This is a genomic window from Streptomyces sp. NPDC101118 (assembly GCF_044759445.1).
In the GTDB taxonomy this organism is placed as follows: domain Bacteria; phylum Actinomycetota; class Actinomycetes; order Streptomycetales; family Streptomycetaceae; genus Streptomyces.
The window spans coordinates 368,898-384,566 of the sequence record NZ_JBIVZG010000003.1 but is presented as its reverse complement, the minus strand read 5'-3'; the positions used below and the strand labels follow the sequence as shown (position 1 = coordinate 384,566).

Genomic DNA, 15,669 nt, shown 5'->3' with positions numbered 1-15,669 from the left:
GGGGACAGCGTTGAAGTCTACGTCGAGCGGGTGACACAACCCGGGCACTCGCCGGTACGGTCGGGCGTTGCAGAACCAGGAACACGTGTCCGAGCGTCTGGCGGACCGAGCCTGTAACACCCCGTGCACCAGGAGGAACCCCATGGTGGCCCCCGAGACGACGACCGAGCAGCGCGCCGAGCAGATCCTCGACGTCTTCGACACCGCCTTCGGCGAGCTCCTCGCCGCCGACCCCACGGCCTTCGAGGTGAAGTTCCGCAAGATGGCGGCCTCGGCCTTCGCCTTCTACCGGGGCACGGCCTGCCTGTTCTACGCGGACCTGGAGCGGGAGCGGCACGGGGGCCCGTACCTCGACGAGCGCACCGGCCGGGTGTGGATCCACGGCGACCTGCACGCCGAGAACTTCGGCACGTACATGGACGCCCACGGCCGCCTGGTCTTCAACGTGAACGACTTCGACGAGGCCTACGTCGGCCCCTTCACCTGGGACCTCAAGCGCTTCGCCGCCTCCGTGGCCCTGATCGGCTACACCAAGGCGCTCAGCGACGAGCAGATCAGCGAGCTGGTGCGCATCTACGCGGGCGCCTACCGCGAGCGGATCCACCGGCTGGCCACCGGCGCCAAGCACGAGGAGGTGCCCTCCTTCACCCTGGACACCGCCGAGGGCCCGCTGCTCGGCGCCCTGCGCGACGCCCGCTCCCGGACCCGCTTCGCGCTGCTGGACTCGATGACCGAGATCCGGGAGTACGAGCGGCGCTTCTCCTCCGGCGGCGGTTCGATCGAGCTGGACGCGGCCACCCGCTACAAGGTCCTCGCCGCCTTCGACGGCTACCTGGAGACGCTGCCCGAGTCCAGCCTGGTGCGGCCCGACTCGTACCGGGTCAAGGACGTGGTGGGCCGCCGCGGCGTCGGGATCGGCTCCGCCGGCCTGCCGTCGTACAACATCCTGCTGGAGGGCCACAGCGACGCCCTGGAGAACGACGTCGTGATCTACCTCAAGCAGGCGCAGACCCCGGCGGTCTCCCGGCACATCACGGACCGGGCGGTCCGCGACTACTTCCACCACGAGGGCCACCGCACGGTGATCTCCCAGCGCGCCCTCCAGGCGCACGCGGACCCGTGGCTGGGCTGGACGGAGCTGGACGGCTCCGGGCAGCTGGTGGCCGAGGTCTCCCCGTACGCCGTCGACCTGGACTGGTCGGACATCGACGACCCGGAGGAGATCGCGGCTGTCGTGGCCGACCTCGGCCGGGCCACCGCCACGATGCACGCCTCGGCGGACGAGGACGAGAGCGGCCAGTCGCTGGTGCCGTTCTCCACCGAGCGGGCCATCGACGCGGCGATCGCGGCGGACGAGGAGGGCTTCGCCGAGCTGCTGGTGGACTTCGCCCACGCGTACGGCGCCCGGGCGCGTGCCGACCACCAGCTCTTCGTGGACCTCTTCCGCAACGGTCGCCTCACCCGCTAGCGACCCGCCTCCCCCAGCACCTCACGCAGCCGCGCGGCGTAGCCCGCCGGGTGCGTGAGGCTGCCGTTGTGCCCGCCGGGGAACTCGGCCGTCTCCGTACCCAGCAGGGCCGCCAGGTGCTCGGCGCAGGCGTGGTCGAAGACGGTGCGCGGTGTGGTGCGGCCGACGGCCGGGACGATCCGGGGCCCCGCATCGCCGAGCGCGGCCAGGGCCGCCACGTCCAGGGTGTCGGTGACGATCGCGGTGAGGTCGCGCTCCAGGAAGAAGTCGAAGTTCGCGACGCGGCGCCCGTCGAAGGGCTGGGGCGTGAGCCCGGGCTCCTTGTCCGCCGTGGCGGGGTCGATCCCCAGTACGCGGGCCACGTCTGCCAGCGCGGGCGCCAGCCCCTCCCGGCGGTAGGTCTGCTGTATCTCCACCAGCTCCCGCTCGTGCCGCTGCCGCTCCCCCGCAGGCAGCAGGCGCGGGGAGACCGGCTCGTGGGCGACGAGCGTCCGGAGCTGCCCGGGGTGACGCACGGCGAGGTGCAGCCCTATGGAGGCACCGAGGCTGAGGCCCAGCATCAGCGCCGGCTCGTCCGTCAGCTCGGCGAGCAGCCGGTGCACGTCGTCCGCGTGCTCCTCGATCGTGACACCCCGGCCGGCCGGCAGCGCACTCCGTGAAAGCCCCCGCCGGTCGTAGGTGATCACCGTGTACGTGCCGGCGAGCCGGTCGACCAGGTCGACGCTGCGGCCCGCGTCCCCCTCCCCGCTCTGCGCGACGAGCAGGACGGGCCCGTCCCCGCGCACCTCGTAGTGGAGCGCCGCCCCGGGCACGGCCAGCGTGCCGGACCCGTACGTCTTCTTCTCGCTCTTCTGCGTCGTCATGCCTCCACGGTATTCCATCGCTTTCGATACATCAATAGCGATCCATCAAAATCGATGGATCGATCGCGATGTACCGTGGCCCCATGGACGGCGAGATGAACGCGGTACGGCTCTTCCTCCTCGGCAGGACGCTGATGAAGATCGGCGAGGAGGCCCTGCCCGCCCCGGAGGACACCGGGGACGGCGCGGCCGCGCAGGGCGGCGCACGGGCGGTGCTCATCGCGCTCAGCGACATCGCCGCCCACCCCGGCAGCGCCGTCGGCGAGATCGCCCGCCGCACCGGGCTGCCGCAGAGCCAGGTCTCCACCGCCGTCGCGCGGCTGAAGCGGGCCGGATCGGTGACCACCTCTCCCGACCCGGCGGACGGCCGCCGCCTGCTGGTCCGCCCGGCCGAAGGCGTCTCCGAGCGGGTGGCGCGGGTGCGCGAGACCCGCATCGAGTCGGCCCTCGCGGCCGCCCTCGGCACGGACGACCCCGCTCCGCTCGACGAGGTCACCCGCGCCCTGGAGGTGCTGGCCCGCCACCTGCCGCCCGAGACGGTGGCCGGTCCTCATCCCTGAGACGGCCGGAACTCCTCCGGCCGGGGGGTCTTTAGGCCCGGTTCACAGGGACTCGTGGCACACTTCGGCCCGATGGACATCTCAGGGGTACGGCTCAGGGCACTGCGGGCGGCGCTGTTCAGCGCCCTCGTCGTCATGCTCTCCAGCGCCACCCACGTACTGATGTCACGGGTGCCGCTGCCGCCCGCACTGGTGGGCGGGATGTACGCGGCCGTGTTCGTTCTCACCTTCGCGCTCGCCGGCCGGGAGCGTGGCTTCTGGCACATCGCCGGGCTGATGGTGCCGCTCGAACTGGCCGCCGACACCGTCTTCACCGCGGGGCAGGACGTCTGTTACGGACCCTCCGGCGGGCCGGTCTCCGGCCCGCTTCGGGCCATGGGCCTGGACGTGCTCTGCGGCGGCCCGCCGGTGGGCGCCCCGCTGGCCGGGGTCGCCGGCCACCCTGCCGACCCGGTCGCGCTGCTCGCCACGCCCGACCCCGCGACGCCCTGGCTCCTGCTGGCGGCGCACGTCTCGGTGGGGCTGCTGGCCTCGGCCTGGCTGCGGCGCGGCGAGCGGGCGCTGGTCCGGCTGGTGGGCGCGGTGGCCGCGGCCGCCTTCCGGCCGCTGCTGGTCGCGGTGGCCGTGGTGGCCGCCGGCACCGCCCCGGCCCGGCGTGCGGTGCGGACCGCGCTCGCGCGCGTCCCGGCCCGTACGCGCTTCCCGGCGCACTCCGTGGGACGACGGGGACCGCCCCGCTCGGCGCTCCTCGGCGCCTGAGCACGGCAGCACCCCACCATCGACACCTTTCACTTCCACGGAGATCCACCATGAGCAACCGCAACAGCAAGGCCAACAAGGACGCGGCCCGCGAGCGGATCCGCGCCGAGCGCGAGCGCCAGGCGAAGAAGGACAGGGCCCGCCGCCAGGTCATCGTCGCCGGCTCGGTCGTCGCGGTCCTCGCCCTGGCCGGCGGCATCGGCTTCGCGGTCATGCAGGCCAACAAGCCCGGCGTCTGGGAGGACGCGGAGAACGCGCCCCTCACCGCCCCGAAGAACACCGAGGGCACCGACGGCACCTCGGTCGTCATCGGCAAGAAGGACGCGAAGAAGACGCTGGAGCTGTACGAGGACTCCCGCTGCCCCGTCTGCGCCACCTTCGAGCAGGCCGTCGGCGAGCAGGTGAAGAAGGACGTGGCGGCCGGCAAGTACAAGCTGAAGTACATCGGCGCCACTTTCATCGACAACTCTGACAACGGCAGCGGCTCGAAGGAGGCCCTCGCCGCCCTCGGCGCGGCGCTGAACGTCAGCCCCGAGGCCTTCCTGGAGTACAAGGCCGCCCTGTACTCGCCGACGAACCACCCGGCGGAGTCGCAGGACAAGTTCGCCAAGAGCGACTACCTGCTGAAGGTCGCCGACGGCGTGCCGGCCCTGAAGAACAACGAGGCGTTCAAGAAGGACGTGAACGCCGGCACCTTCCGGAAGTGGGCCCTGGAGATGTCGAAGGCCTTCGACAAGAGCGGCGTCACGGGCACCCCGACGCTGAAGATGGACGGCAAGAAGATCGAGACCCCGCAGACGCCCGAGGCGTTCACCGCGGCGATCGACAAGGCCCTCAAGGGCTGACACCGGAACACACTCCGGCAACGGGCGGGCGAACTCTAGGAGTTGGCCCGTCCGTTGTCTATACGGGCACGGATACCGGTCAGTAATATGATCATCCGTGACCAGTCTTCTCCCTTCTTCTGCCGCAGCGCCGCGCCGCCGCACGGTCGTCCTGGCCGCCGCCGCCACCGCCGCGCTCGCCCCGATCACCGCGCAGGCCGCCCTGGGGACGTCGGCCGCGTACGCGGCCGAGGGCACCGCCGCCTTCCTGCACGGCGTCGCCTCGGGCGACCCGCTGCCCGACGGGGTCCTGCTCTGGACCCGCGTCACCCCCTCCCCCGAGGCCGTGCCCGGCTCCGGCCTCGGCCCGGACACGGACGTGACCTGGGAGGTGGCCGAGGACCGGGGGTTCGCCCGGGTCGTCGCCTCCGGCACCACCACGGCCACGGCCGCCGCCGACCACACGGTCAAGGCCGACGTCCGCGGACTCCGCCCGGAGACCTCCTACTTCTTCCGCTTCGCGACCGGCGGCGTCACCTCCGCCGTGGGCCGCACCCGCACCACGGCCGCGCACGACGCGACCACCCCCGGCGTCCGGTTCGGCGTGGTGTCCTGCGCCAACTGGGAGTCCGGCTACTTCTCCGCGTACCGCCACCTGGCCGCCCGTACCGACCTCGACGCGGTGCTGCACCTCGGCGACTACATCTACGAGTACGGCTCCGGCGGCTACCCCGAGCCCAAGTACGTGGTGCGGCAGCACGAGCCGAAGCACGAGATCGTCTCGCTCTCCGACTACCGGACCCGGCACGGCAAGTACAAGACGGACCCCGACCTGCAGGCCCTGCACGCCGCGCACCCGCTCGTCGCGATATGGGACGACCACGAGATCGCCAACGACGCCTGGTCCGGCGGCGCCGAGAACCACACCCCCGGCACCGAGGGCGACTGGGCGGCCCGCGCCGCGGCCGCCAAGCAGGCCTACTTCGAGTGGATGCCGGTACGCACCTCCACCGCCGGCACGGTCTACCGCCGCCTGCGCTTCGGCTCCCTGGCCGACCTGCACCTGCTCGACCTGCGCTCGTTCCGCTCGCAGCAGGCCAAGACGGGCAGCGGCACGGTCGACGACCCGGAGCGCACCATCACCGGGCGCGCCCAGCTGGACTGGCTGAAGTCCGGCCTCGCCTCCTCCACCGCGGCCTGGAAGCTCGTGGGCACCTCGGTGATGATCTCGCCGGTGGCCTTCGGCTCGCTGCCGTCCCACCTGCTGGGCCCGCTGGCCGAGTTGCTGGGACTGCCGCAGGGCGGCCTGGCCGTCAACGTCGACCAGTGGGACGGCTACACGGACGACCGGAAGGAGCTGCTGGCGCACCTGACCCAGAAGAACATCCGGAACACCGTCTTCCTGACCGGTGACATCCACATGGCCTGGGCCAACGACGTGCCGGTCACGGCCGCGACGTACCCGTTCTCGAAGTCTGCCGCCACGGAGTTCGTCGTCACGTCGGTGACCTCGGACAACATCGACGACATGCTGCACGTCGCCCCGCAGACGGTCTCGCTGGCCGCCGCGACGGCCATCAAGGCCGCCAACCGGCACGTGAAGTGGGTGGACATGGACTCCCACGGCTTCGGGGTCCTGGACGTGACCGCCGAGCGCTCGCAGATGGACTACTACGTGCTGTCCGACCGCACCCGCCAGGACGCGACCGCCACCTGGGCGCGCTCCTACCGGACGCTGAACGGCACGCAGAAGGTCGAGCGGGTGAGCACCCCGGTGCGCTGACCGCCCCGCCGATGAACCCGACGGACCGTCGAGCCTCTCTCAAGGGAAGCTGACGGTCCGTCGAACATTTCCGGCCAGAGGGGCGTCCTGACGTTAAGCGGGCCTCTCAAGCGTGTTTCGGCAAGAAATCCTTGACGGATCACTGACATGGACACGTAAGCTTCACGCCATCGTGAGGAGATCCCTCCGTTAACTTTGTTCGCGAGGAGCACACGTGCGCGCTTCTGCCCGCATATCCCCCACTCTGCGCCGACGCATCATGGGTACCGCCGTACTCGCTGGAGCCTTGGCCCTCTCCCCGCTTTCCGCCCCCACCGTCATCGCCGCCGCCCCGAAGACCGGCGCCGAGAAGTGTGTGGAGGACGCGACTTCGGCCAACGCCCGCGTGGCGCGCCCGAAGGACAGCCACGCCGCCGAGCCCAACGCGGTGACCGACGCCCAGGCCAAGGCCATGGACGCCGACCTGAAGGCGAAGCTGAGCAAGATCGCGAAGTCGCGCCCGCAGCAGCTGGCCGCCGCCGGTGCCAGCATCCCGGTCTACTTCCACGTCATCCACTCCGGGACCACCGGCAAGCTGACGTCGACGCAGATCAACAACCAGATGGCCGTCCTGAACGCCGCGTACGCCGGCCAGGGCACGGGCAACGTCGACTCCGGCTTCCAGTTCACCCTGGCGGGCACGGACTACACCGACAACGCCTCCTGGTACAACCTGACCTCCGGCTCCCAGGCCGAGAAGGACATGAAGAACACCCTGCGGAAGGGCGGCGCCGGCGCGCTGAACTTCTACACGGCCAACCTGGGCGGCGGCCTGCTCGGCTGGGCGACCTTCCCGAGCTCGTACACCTCCAGCCCGAAGATGGACGGTGTCGTCGTCCTCGACGCCTCCCTGCCGGGCGGCTCGTCCACCAACTACGACGAGGGTGACACCGCCACCCACGAGGTCGGCCACTGGATGGGCCTGTACCACACCTTCCAGGGCGGCTGTAACGGCAACGGCGACTACGTCTCCGACACCCCCGCCGAGAAGAGCGCCGCGTACCAGTGCCCGACGGGCCGTGACACCTGCGCCAGCAAGCCCGGCGCGGACCCGATCCACAACTTCATGGACTACACGTACGACGCGTGCATGTACCAGTTCACCGCCGGTCAGGTGAGCCGCATGCAGAGCAGCTGGAGCGCTTACCGCGCAGGCTGACCGGTCACTGCTCTACCCTGAGCGCCATGAGCGCGCCGGGGGACGTGATCGACGAACGGTTCGAGCTGCTCGAGCGGCTCGGCAGCGGGGGCATGGGTACGGTCTGGCGAGCGCTGGACCGTGCCCTGCACCGCGAGGTCGCCCTCAAGGAGGTGCGGCCCGTCCACGGCCCGGGCCCCGAGGAGGGGTCCGGGCTGCTGCGTGAGCGGGTGCTGCGCGAGGCCCGCGCGCTGGCCCGGATCAACCACCCCCACGTGGTGACGATCCATCACATCGTGGACCGGGGACCGCACCCCTGGCTGGTGATGGAGCTGCTGCCCGGCGACACCCTGCAGAGCCGGGCCGAGCGCGGGCCGCTGACGCCGGCCGAGGCCGCGCGGACCGGCCGCGAGGTGCTGGCCGGGCTCCGCGCCGCGCACGCGGCCGGCATCCACCACCGGGACGTGAAGCCCGCCAACGTCCTGCTGCGCGCGGACGGTTCCGCGGTGCTCACCGACTTCGGCATCGCCGCCCTCCAGGACGCCTCGTCGCTGACGGTCACCGGGGAGGTCATCGGCACCCCCGAGTACCTCGCCCCCGAGCGGATCCGGGGCGCCGACCTGCCGGCCTGCGACCTCTGGTCGCTGGCGATCACCCTGTACGTGTGCGTCGAGGGCGTCAGCCCCATGCGCCGCACCACCACCCTGGCCACGCTGGCCGCCGTCCTGGACGAGCCGGTGCCGGCGCCGCGCCGCGCGGGCGCGCTGGCCCCCGTACTGGCGGCCGTGCTCGTACGCGACCCCGACGCGCGGCCCGACGCCGAGGCGCTCGACGCGCTGCTGGCCGCGGTCGCGGCACCCGGACCCGGCGGTCCGCCCGCTGCTCCGCCACCACCGCCGCCGACCCAGGTCGACACCCCGGTCCCGGTACACGAGCTGCCCGGCCCCCGGATCGCCGCGCCCCTCCCCCCGCCACCGGCACCCCGGACCCCCGCGCCCCGGCCCGGCCCCGGACCGGCCGCCCGCCCGGGACACGGGGGCGGCACCCCCGGCCCGGCCGTCGACACCGGCCAGGAGCTGACGCTGGGTCCGGGCCACCCCGGCACCACCCGGCGCGAGGAGCCCGGCCGCCCGGCCCGGAGCGGGGCGCGCACCCCGCTGGCCGCGGCCGCAGCCGTGGTCGCCCTCGCGCTGCTGGGCCTCGGCGCCTACGCGCTGGCCGACCGCGGCGGCCGGGACCCCGGCGGCGACGCCAAGGGCGGCACCCGGTCGGGCACGTCCGCGCCCGCCACCACCACCGGACCCTCCACCGCCCCGCCCACGACCCCCGCGAGCAGCCCGGCCACAGAGCCCGGAACCGAACCCGCCACGTCCCCGGGCGGCGACCACTCGTACGACGGCGGGACCGGCGGCGGCAGCGCGGGCACCGGCACCGACGGCGGCGCGGACGGCACCGGCGGGGGCTCCGGCGACGGCAGCCTGGCTGGCCGCTGGATCGCCCAGCTGTACTCCGAGCCGGTCTCCTCGGGCACCGCCGCCCGCGACCGCCGCCTGACGGCCGTCCGGGCCGCCGTCCCCGAGGCCGAACTGCTGCTCAGCGCCGACTACGCCTCCCTGCGCGCCGGTTACTGGGTGGTCTACGCCCCGGGGCCCTTCGAGGACGGCCGGGCCGTACTCGCCTTCTGCGCCGAGCGCGGCCGTACGAGCGCCAACGCCTGCATCGGGCGCTGGCTCAGCGCCGACCCGGCCGACGCCGTCTACAAGTGCATCCCGCCCGCGAGTTCCCCGGGCGGCCGCTGCCGTCGGGACTGAGCCGACGGCGGCGAGCCGGGGAGGAACGGCCCGCCGGCACCCCGGCTAGACCCGTACTTCGCCCGTACGTGTAGTGCGCAGGTGTGCCGGCACGGCCCACCACTGGTCCGGGCGGTCGACGACCGGAGCGTCGGGGCCGGTCTCGCCGTACCGGGCGAGGCGCAGCAGGTAGGCCGCGATGCCTGCCGCGCCCTGCATCCACGTCGTGCCGGGCGGCAGCAGCGGCGGGTCCTCGCGGTGTTCCAGAAAGCGCCAACGGGCGCCCGCGTCATCCCTGATGACCCGGTCGACCAACGCGTCACCCATCCTGTGCGCGGCCCGCAGCAGGGTCCGTCTCCTCTCCGGCGCCCGGCAGTCCTGGGCCGCGTCCAGCAGGACGTCGCCGACGCCCGCCGTTCCGCAGCAGCGGCCGTCGTTGTCCCAGAAGCCGGGACGGAGGCGTTCCGGCACACCCGAGGTGAGGATCGAGGTCATACAGCGGTGCCGCAGTTCGTCGACGTCGTGGCCGGCCACCTCGGTGACCCCTGCGTGCGCCAGCGCGGTGAACAGGTGCGAGGTGCCCGCCGGCCCGTGGCACCACGTGTACGTCACCGGTTCCACCTCCCGGCGCGACGGCGGGATCGTGTGCGGGACGACGAAGCCCGCATCCTTCAAGGACCCCACCGAGAGGACGTGCCGGGCGCCCGCGACCGCTGCCTCGACGAAGTCCTCGCGGTCCAGGGCGGCGCCCGCGACCGCCAAGGCGGCCGCGACCCCAGCGGTTCCGTGCGAGTAGTTCGGCGCCCTCGACGCCGCCCCCGGCGTCATGCCCCAGTCGAGGCCCGCCTCCGTGCGGTCCGCCGCCCGCAGCAGGGCCTCGCCTCCCGTCGTCGCGATGGCGTCTGTGAACTCGCTCTTCGCCCAGACCGCCGTCATCACCACGCCCGCGGTGCCCATGATGACGTCGGTGAGGGGCGCGTCGGAGCCCGGCTCGAAGTCGAGCGTTGTCTTCCAGCCGTCGCCGGTCGCCAGGGCGGCCAGCCGCCGCAGCGCCACCGCTTCCTCGCCCGGGGCGAGCAGTCTGAGCGCCGTCGCGTCGCCCGCGAGGCCGTCGTACAGCGAGGGTTCCGTTCGCTGCCCGGCCTGTGCCGACAGTCTGCTCACGATGCCGGTCGCCAGCGCCGTTTCCCGCACGCCCAGCTCCCGGTACTGCGCGATCTCGGCCAGCACCGGGGCCAGGCCGGCGATCCCCGCGTACAGCGAGTCGCGGTCCTGGGCAGGTGACGTGGCCTCAGGACCGCCCTCCACCACGGCCTGCACCAGCCACGGGCCCTCGTCCTCGCGCACGTGGTCCAGCACCCACGACCACGCGGCCTCGCCCACATCCCGGTATACGTCGCTTCTCACCGGGCCACGCTACAACCGCCGGAGCACCGGCCCGTGGGGTGCGCCGCTCCGTCAGTTCCGGCGGTCGCGGAGGGCCGGGACACCACCGAACCGGTCACACCGAACGAATCAACGACCCGCGAAGTCCGGGGCTAGATGCTCTCCAGGAACGCCAGCACCGTCCCCCACATGCGCTCCGCGGCCTCCGCGTCGTAGTCCGGCAGCCCGGGGTCGGTGAACAGGTGCCCCGCGCCGGGGTAGCCGTGGACCTCCACGTCCGCGCCGGCCCGCCGCATCCGCAGGTACCAGGCGTTCAGCCAGTCCGCCGTCTCGAACGGGTCGGGGTCGGCGATGTGCAGCTGCACCGGCAGGTCGTCCACCGCGGCGTCGTCCGCGATGTCCGCAGTGCCGTGCAGGAGCAGCAGCCCGCGCGCCTTCTCGTCGGCCAGGGCCAGTTGCTGGGCCACGGAGCCGCCGAAGGAGAAGCCCGCGTACACCAGGCCCTTGTCCGAGTGGGGGGCGACCGCCAGGACGGCCCGCTTGAGCAGCTCGTCCCGGCCGGTCTCGTCGCGGAACGCCATGCCCTCCTCGGCGGTGTCGAAGACCCGGCCCTCGAAGAGGTCGGGCACGTGGACCTCGTGGCCGGCCGCACGCAGCCGGTCGGCCGCGGCGTGGACCGCGGGCCGCAGTCCGTACGTCGAGTGGAAGAGCACGATGTTCATGTGTCCATCGTGCCAGCTCCGGTGCGCGGCGGTCGGCTACGGTCGGGACATGGAGAACGTGCTGCGCCCGTTGACCGTGATCGGCGGCTCGGTCGTGCTCACCCTGCTCGCCGGGTGGCTGCTGGACCTCCTGCTGCGCCGCGCCGACGCCCGCCACTACGAGACCCCGCTGTGGGGGCTGCTGCGCCGCTGCCGCCGCCCCTTCCAACTCGTCCTGCTGGCCGCCCTGCTGAGAGGCTTCCACCGCCGGGCCGGGCTCCTGGAGGACCATTCCGTCGGCGTGGCCCGCGCGCTCACGCTGGTGCTGATCGGGGCGGCGGCCTGGCTGCTGGTGCGGATCGCCACCGCCGTCGTGGACTCGGCGTACGCGCGCTACGCCGCCGGCGCGGAGGAGTCCGCCCGGATGCGCCGGATCCGTACGCAGGTCACGCTCATCCACCGGGTGGTGACCGCGGTGGTCGTGGTGGTGGCGGTCGCCGCGATGCTGCTGACCTTCCCGGCGATGCGGACCGTCGGCGCCTCCGTGCTGGCCTCCGCCGGCATCATCGGCATCGTGGCGGGCATCGCCGCGCAGTCCACGCTGGGCAACCTTTTCGCCGGACTGCAGATCGCCTTCGGTGACACCGTCAGGATCGGCGACACCGTGGTGGTGGACGGCGAGTGGGGCAGGGTCGAGGAGATCACGCTGACCTTCCTGGTCGTGCGGACCTGGGACGAGCGCCGGCTGACCATGCCGGTCTCGTACTTCACCGGCAAGCCGTTCGAGAACTGGTCGCGCGGCGGCGCCGAAGTCACCGGCACGGTGTTCCTGCACGTGGACCACACGGCGCCGGTCGGCCTGATGCGGGCCCGGCTGCAGGAGATCCTGGCCGCCTGCCCGGCCTGGGACGGCCGGTCGTCGAGCCTGGTCGTCACGGACTCCACGCCCACCACGATGCAGGTCAGGGCGGTGGTCACGGCCAAGGACGGCGACGACCTGTGGACGGTGCGCTGCGAGGTGCGGGAGCGGCTGATCGCCTGGCTGTGCGCGGAGCACCCGTACGCCCTGCCGCGGGTCAGCACCGGCCCCGCGGCGCTCCCCCCGGCCGGCGGCACGGGCAGCACACCGGTCACGGGTGACGGGGGCGCCCCCGTCACGGGCGCAGGCTCCTGACGTCGAGGTGCCGCAGCACCCGGTCCACGACCTCCGGGTCGGCGCCGGGCTCGCTGCGGGCGGCGAGCACCTCGTGGCGGGCGGCGGACATCATCTCGCGCTGGATGCGCTGGACCGTACGGAGCCGGGCGACGCGCTGCGCGTAGGCCTCGCGGCGCTCCTCCTCCACCATGTCGGGGCTGATGCGGGCGCCCACGTCGTAGGCGCGGCGCAGGAGTTGCTCGACGAGTTCCTCGGGGATCTCCTCGACGTCCTCGATCTCGCGCAGCCGGCGCTTGGCGGCCTTGGCGGCGCGGACGGCGAGGCGGCGCTCGAACTCGCGCGCGGCGTCGGTGTCGGCCCGGACGCCGAGGAACCGTACGAGCCGGGGCAGGGTGAGCCCCTGGACGACGAGGGTCACCATGATGACGGCGAAGGCGATGTAGATGATCTCGTCGCGCATCGGGAAGGGCGCGCCGGAGTCGGTCCTGAGCGGGATGGCGAGGGCGAGGGCCACGGAGGCGACCCCGCGCATCCCGGCCCACCACATGACCACGCTCTCCCGCCAGTCGACCGGGATGTCGTCGTCCTCGCCGTGCAGCCGCTGGTGCAGGCGGCGGGCCGCCCAGGCCGCGGGGAGCAGCCAGAGGAGCCGTACGAGGACCACGGTGCCGACGACGGCCGCCGCCCACCCCGCCATCTCCCAGGCGCGGCCCTCGGTGACCCCGAAGACCTGGTGCAGCTCCAGTCCGATGAGGCCGAACGCGACGCCGGTGACCAGCATGTCGACGACCTCCCAGAAGGTGTGCCCGGCCAGCCGGCCCAGCACGTCGTCGGCGTCGGTGGCGTACTCGGCCAGGAACAGGGCGCAGGTGAGCACGGCCAGCACGCCGGAGCCGCGGAGCTCCTCGGCCAGCACGTAGGCGACGAAGGGGACGAGGAGGGTGAGGCCGATCTGGAGGGTCGCGTCGCCGAGGCGGCCCATCAGCCGGTTCGCGGCCCAGCCGAGGGCCAGGCCGACGGCGACCGCGACGGCTGCCGAGAGCACGAACTCGCCGACGGCACCGGACCAGGAGAACGCGCCGCCGACCGCGGCCGCGATGGCCACGTGGTAGAGCACGATGGCGGTGACGTCGTTGAACAGGCCCTCGCCCTCCAGGATCGACACCATGCGCCGGGGCAGGCCGAGGGAGCCGGCGACGGCGGTGGCGGCGACCGGGTCGGGCGGGGCGACCAGTGCACCGAGGGCCAGCGCGGCGGCGACCGGCAGACCGGGCACGACGGCGTTCGCGACCCATCCCACGGCGGCGGTGGTGACGAAGACCAGGGCCACGGCGAGCAGCAGGATGGGGCGGACGTTGGCGGCGAACTGGCGCCAGGAGGTGCGCTGCACGGAGGCGTACAGCAGGGGCGGCAGGACCAGCGGGAGGATGTACTCGGGCGGGACCTCGACGTCCGGTACGAAGGGCAGCAGGGCGAGCACGATGCCGCCGAGGGTCATCAGCACCGGGGCGGGCAGCCCGAGCCGGTCCCCGAGGGGCACCGTGACGACGGCCCCGAGCAGCAGCACGAAGAGGAGGGCGAGCTGATCCACACCGCCCAGCCTCGCAGCCGGGCGGGGCGATCCGGGGCATTGCGGCGGGCAGCGCGCCCGTCACACACGGCGGGTCGCACGGCCCGGCGCCCGGGAGGGGCCCGGGGCGGACGACCGGCCTCGGCGCGCCGGAGCGGGCGCGGCGGAGCGGGCGGCCGGAGCAGGCACCGGAGCGGGCGCGCCGGAGGCCTGCTCAGCCCAGCGTCCGCCGCATGGCGCGGTGGGGCATGCCCGCGTCGTCGAACTCGGGCCCGTACGGCGCGTAGCCCAGCCGCTCGTAGAAGCCGAGGGCGTGGGTCTGGGCGTGCAGGTCGACGGCGGTGAGGCCGCGCCGGGCCGCCTCGGCCTCGATGGCACGGACCAGTGCCGCGCCCACGCCCAGGCCGCGGGCGGCCCGGGTGACGGCGAGCCGGCCCAGGGAGCCGACGCCGGGTTCCGCGCGGCCGGTCAGCAGGCGCCCGGTGCCGAGCGGGCCGTCGGCGCCGGTGGCCAGCACGTGCACCGCGTCCGCGTCGTGGGCGTCGTACTCGATCTCCCGGGGCACGCGCTGCTCGACGACGAAGACGGCCGCGCGGACCGCGAAGCAGGCCTCGCGGTCGGCGTCCGTCGTCGCGACGCGGACGTCGTAGGTCACTCGCTCTCCGCCCGGATGACGTCCAGCGCGTGCTGGAGGTCGGCGGGGTAGGCGCTCTCGAACTCGACCCAGCCGCCGTCGGAGGGGTGCTCGAAGCCCAGGCGCATGGCGTGCAGCCACTGGCGGGTCAGGCCCAGCCGCTTGGCGATCGTCGGGTCGGCGCCGTAGGTGAGGTCGCCCACGCAGGGGTGCCGGTGGGCGGACATGTGCACGCGGATCTGGTGCGTGCGGCCGGTCTCCAGCTTGATGTCGAGCAGGGAGGCGGCGCGGAAGGCCTCGATGAGGTCGTAGTGCGTGACGGAGGGCTTGCCCTCGGAGGTCACGGCCCACTTGTAGTCGGCGCTGGGGTGCCGGCCGATGGGGGCGTCGATGGTGCCGCTCATCGGATCCGGGTGGCCCTGGACCAGGGCGTGGTAGCGCTTGTCGACGACCCGCTCGCGGAACTGGTTCTTCAGCGAGGTGTAGGCGCGCTCGGACTTGGCGACGACCATCAGGCCCGAGGTGCCGACGTCGAGGCGGTGCACGATGCCCTGGCGCTCGGCGGCACCGGAGGTGGAGATGCGGTAGCCGGCGGCGGCGAGGCCGCCGATGACGGTGGTGCCGGTCCAGCCGGGGCTGGGGTGGGCCGCGACGCCCACGGGCTTCATGATCACGACGATGTCGTCGTCGTCGTGCACGATCTCCATGCCCTCGACGGGCTCGGCCACGATCTCGACCGGCCGGGGCGCGCCCGGCATCTCGACCTCCAGCCAGGCACCGCCGTGCACGCGCTCGGACTTCCCGACGACGCTGCCGTCGACCGCGACCTTCCCCGCCGCGGCCAGCTCGGCCGCCTTGGTCCGGGAAAAACCGAACATACGGGCGATGGCGGCGTCCACGCGCTCGCCTTCGAGGCCATCGGGGACGGGCAGGGTGCGGATCTCGGGAATCGTACTCACCCGTCGAGTATGCCGGACTCCGCCGACACACCCGGACGC

The 15,669-nt window shown here is 73.3% G+C and carries 14 protein-coding genes; 8 read left to right on the top strand and 6 right to left on the bottom strand.

Going from position 1 to position 15,669, the window contains the following annotated elements; all coding sequences use genetic code 11:
• Positions 1–142: 142 nt before the first annotated feature.
• Positions 143–1,468, top strand: coding sequence for a DUF2252 domain-containing protein (locus ACIQUQ_RS07660; protein WP_403972398.1), 1,326 nt, complete (start codon positions 143–145; stop codon positions 1,466–1,468).
• On the opposite strand, the gene ACIQUQ_RS07655 is transcribed toward ACIQUQ_RS07660, so the two are convergent.
• Positions 1,465–2,331: an alpha/beta fold hydrolase gene (locus ACIQUQ_RS07655; RefSeq protein ID WP_403972396.1), complete on the bottom strand. Its 867-nt coding sequence runs from the start codon at positions 2,329–2,331 to the stop codon at positions 1,465–1,467. The genes ACIQUQ_RS07660 and ACIQUQ_RS07655 overlap by 4 nt on opposite strands.
• Positions 2,332–2,414: 83 nt before the next feature.
• On the opposite strand from ACIQUQ_RS07655, the gene ACIQUQ_RS07650 reads away from it, so the two are divergent.
• The 6 genes from ACIQUQ_RS07650 to ACIQUQ_RS07625 all read left to right on the top strand — a co-directional run bounded on the left by ACIQUQ_RS07650 (position 2,415) and on the right by ACIQUQ_RS07625 (position 9,245).
• Complete coding sequence (locus ACIQUQ_RS07650; protein WP_403972394.1) at positions 2,415–2,891, top strand: MarR family transcriptional regulator; 477 nt, start codon at positions 2,415–2,417, stop codon at positions 2,889–2,891.
• Between the two features lie 72 nt (positions 2,892–2,963).
• Positions 2,964–3,650, top strand: coding sequence for a hypothetical protein (locus ACIQUQ_RS07645; protein ID WP_403972392.1), 687 nt, complete (start codon positions 2,964–2,966; stop codon positions 3,648–3,650).
• A gap of 50 nt (positions 3,651–3,700) precedes the next feature.
• On the top strand, positions 3,701–4,495 hold the full coding sequence (locus tag ACIQUQ_RS07640; RefSeq protein WP_403972390.1) for a thioredoxin domain-containing protein: 795 nt from the start codon (positions 3,701–3,703) through the stop codon (positions 4,493–4,495).
• Positions 4,496–4,592: 97 nt separating this feature from the next.
• Positions 4,593–6,257 carry an alkaline phosphatase D family protein gene (locus ACIQUQ_RS07635; protein WP_403972388.1) on the top strand — a complete coding sequence of 555 codons (1,665 nt, stop codon included), beginning with the start codon at positions 4,593–4,595 and terminating at the stop codon, positions 6,255–6,257.
• Positions 6,258–6,516: 259 nt separating this feature from the next.
• Positions 6,517–7,455, top strand: coding sequence for a zinc metalloprotease (locus ACIQUQ_RS07630; protein ID WP_403972386.1), 939 nt, complete (start codon positions 6,517–6,519; stop codon positions 7,453–7,455).
• A gap of 26 nt (positions 7,456–7,481) precedes the next feature.
• Positions 7,482–9,245, top strand: coding sequence for a serine/threonine-protein kinase (locus ACIQUQ_RS07625; protein WP_403972384.1), 1,764 nt, complete (start codon positions 7,482–7,484; stop codon positions 9,243–9,245).
• 45 nt (positions 9,246–9,290) lie between these two features.
• Here ACIQUQ_RS07625 and ACIQUQ_RS07620 read toward each other — a convergent pair whose 3' ends face one another.
• Together ACIQUQ_RS07620 and ACIQUQ_RS07615 are read right to left on the bottom strand one after the other, a co-directional pair.
• A complete protein-coding gene (locus ACIQUQ_RS07620) occupies positions 9,291–10,631 on the bottom strand; it encodes a lanthionine synthetase LanC family protein (RefSeq protein WP_403972382.1) in 1,341 nt (446 codons plus the stop codon).
• Between the two features lie 131 nt (positions 10,632–10,762).
• Positions 10,763–11,332: a dienelactone hydrolase family protein gene (locus ACIQUQ_RS07615; RefSeq protein WP_403972380.1), complete on the bottom strand. Its 570-nt coding sequence runs from the start codon at positions 11,330–11,332 to the stop codon at positions 10,763–10,765.
• A 49-nt stretch (positions 11,333–11,381) separates the two neighbouring features.
• Between ACIQUQ_RS07615 and ACIQUQ_RS07610 the strand changes: the two genes are divergently transcribed.
• Positions 11,382–12,485 (top strand): mechanosensitive ion channel family protein, encoded by a 1,104-nt coding sequence (locus ACIQUQ_RS07610; protein WP_403972378.1) that lies wholly within the window; start codon positions 11,382–11,384, stop codon positions 12,483–12,485.
• Here ACIQUQ_RS07610 and ACIQUQ_RS07605 read toward each other — a convergent pair.
• From ACIQUQ_RS07605 to ACIQUQ_RS07595, 3 genes are all read right to left on the bottom strand, one after another.
• On the bottom strand, positions 12,466–14,058 hold the full coding sequence (locus tag ACIQUQ_RS07605; protein ID WP_403972376.1) for a Na+/H+ antiporter: 1,593 nt from the start codon (positions 14,056–14,058) through the stop codon (positions 12,466–12,468). The two genes, ACIQUQ_RS07610 and ACIQUQ_RS07605, sit on opposite strands and share 20 nt — an antisense overlap.
• Before the next feature lie 193 nt (positions 14,059–14,251).
• Positions 14,252–14,692 (bottom strand): GNAT family N-acetyltransferase, encoded by a 441-nt coding sequence (locus ACIQUQ_RS07600; protein WP_403972374.1) that lies wholly within the window; start codon positions 14,690–14,692, stop codon positions 14,252–14,254.
• Positions 14,689–15,630, bottom strand: a complete 942-nt coding sequence (locus ACIQUQ_RS07595) for an RluA family pseudouridine synthase (RefSeq protein ID WP_403972372.1) — start codon at positions 15,628–15,630, stop codon at positions 14,689–14,691. The genes ACIQUQ_RS07600 and ACIQUQ_RS07595 overlap by 4 nt, the downstream gene beginning before the upstream one ends.
• Positions 15,631–15,669: the final 39 nt, after the last annotated feature.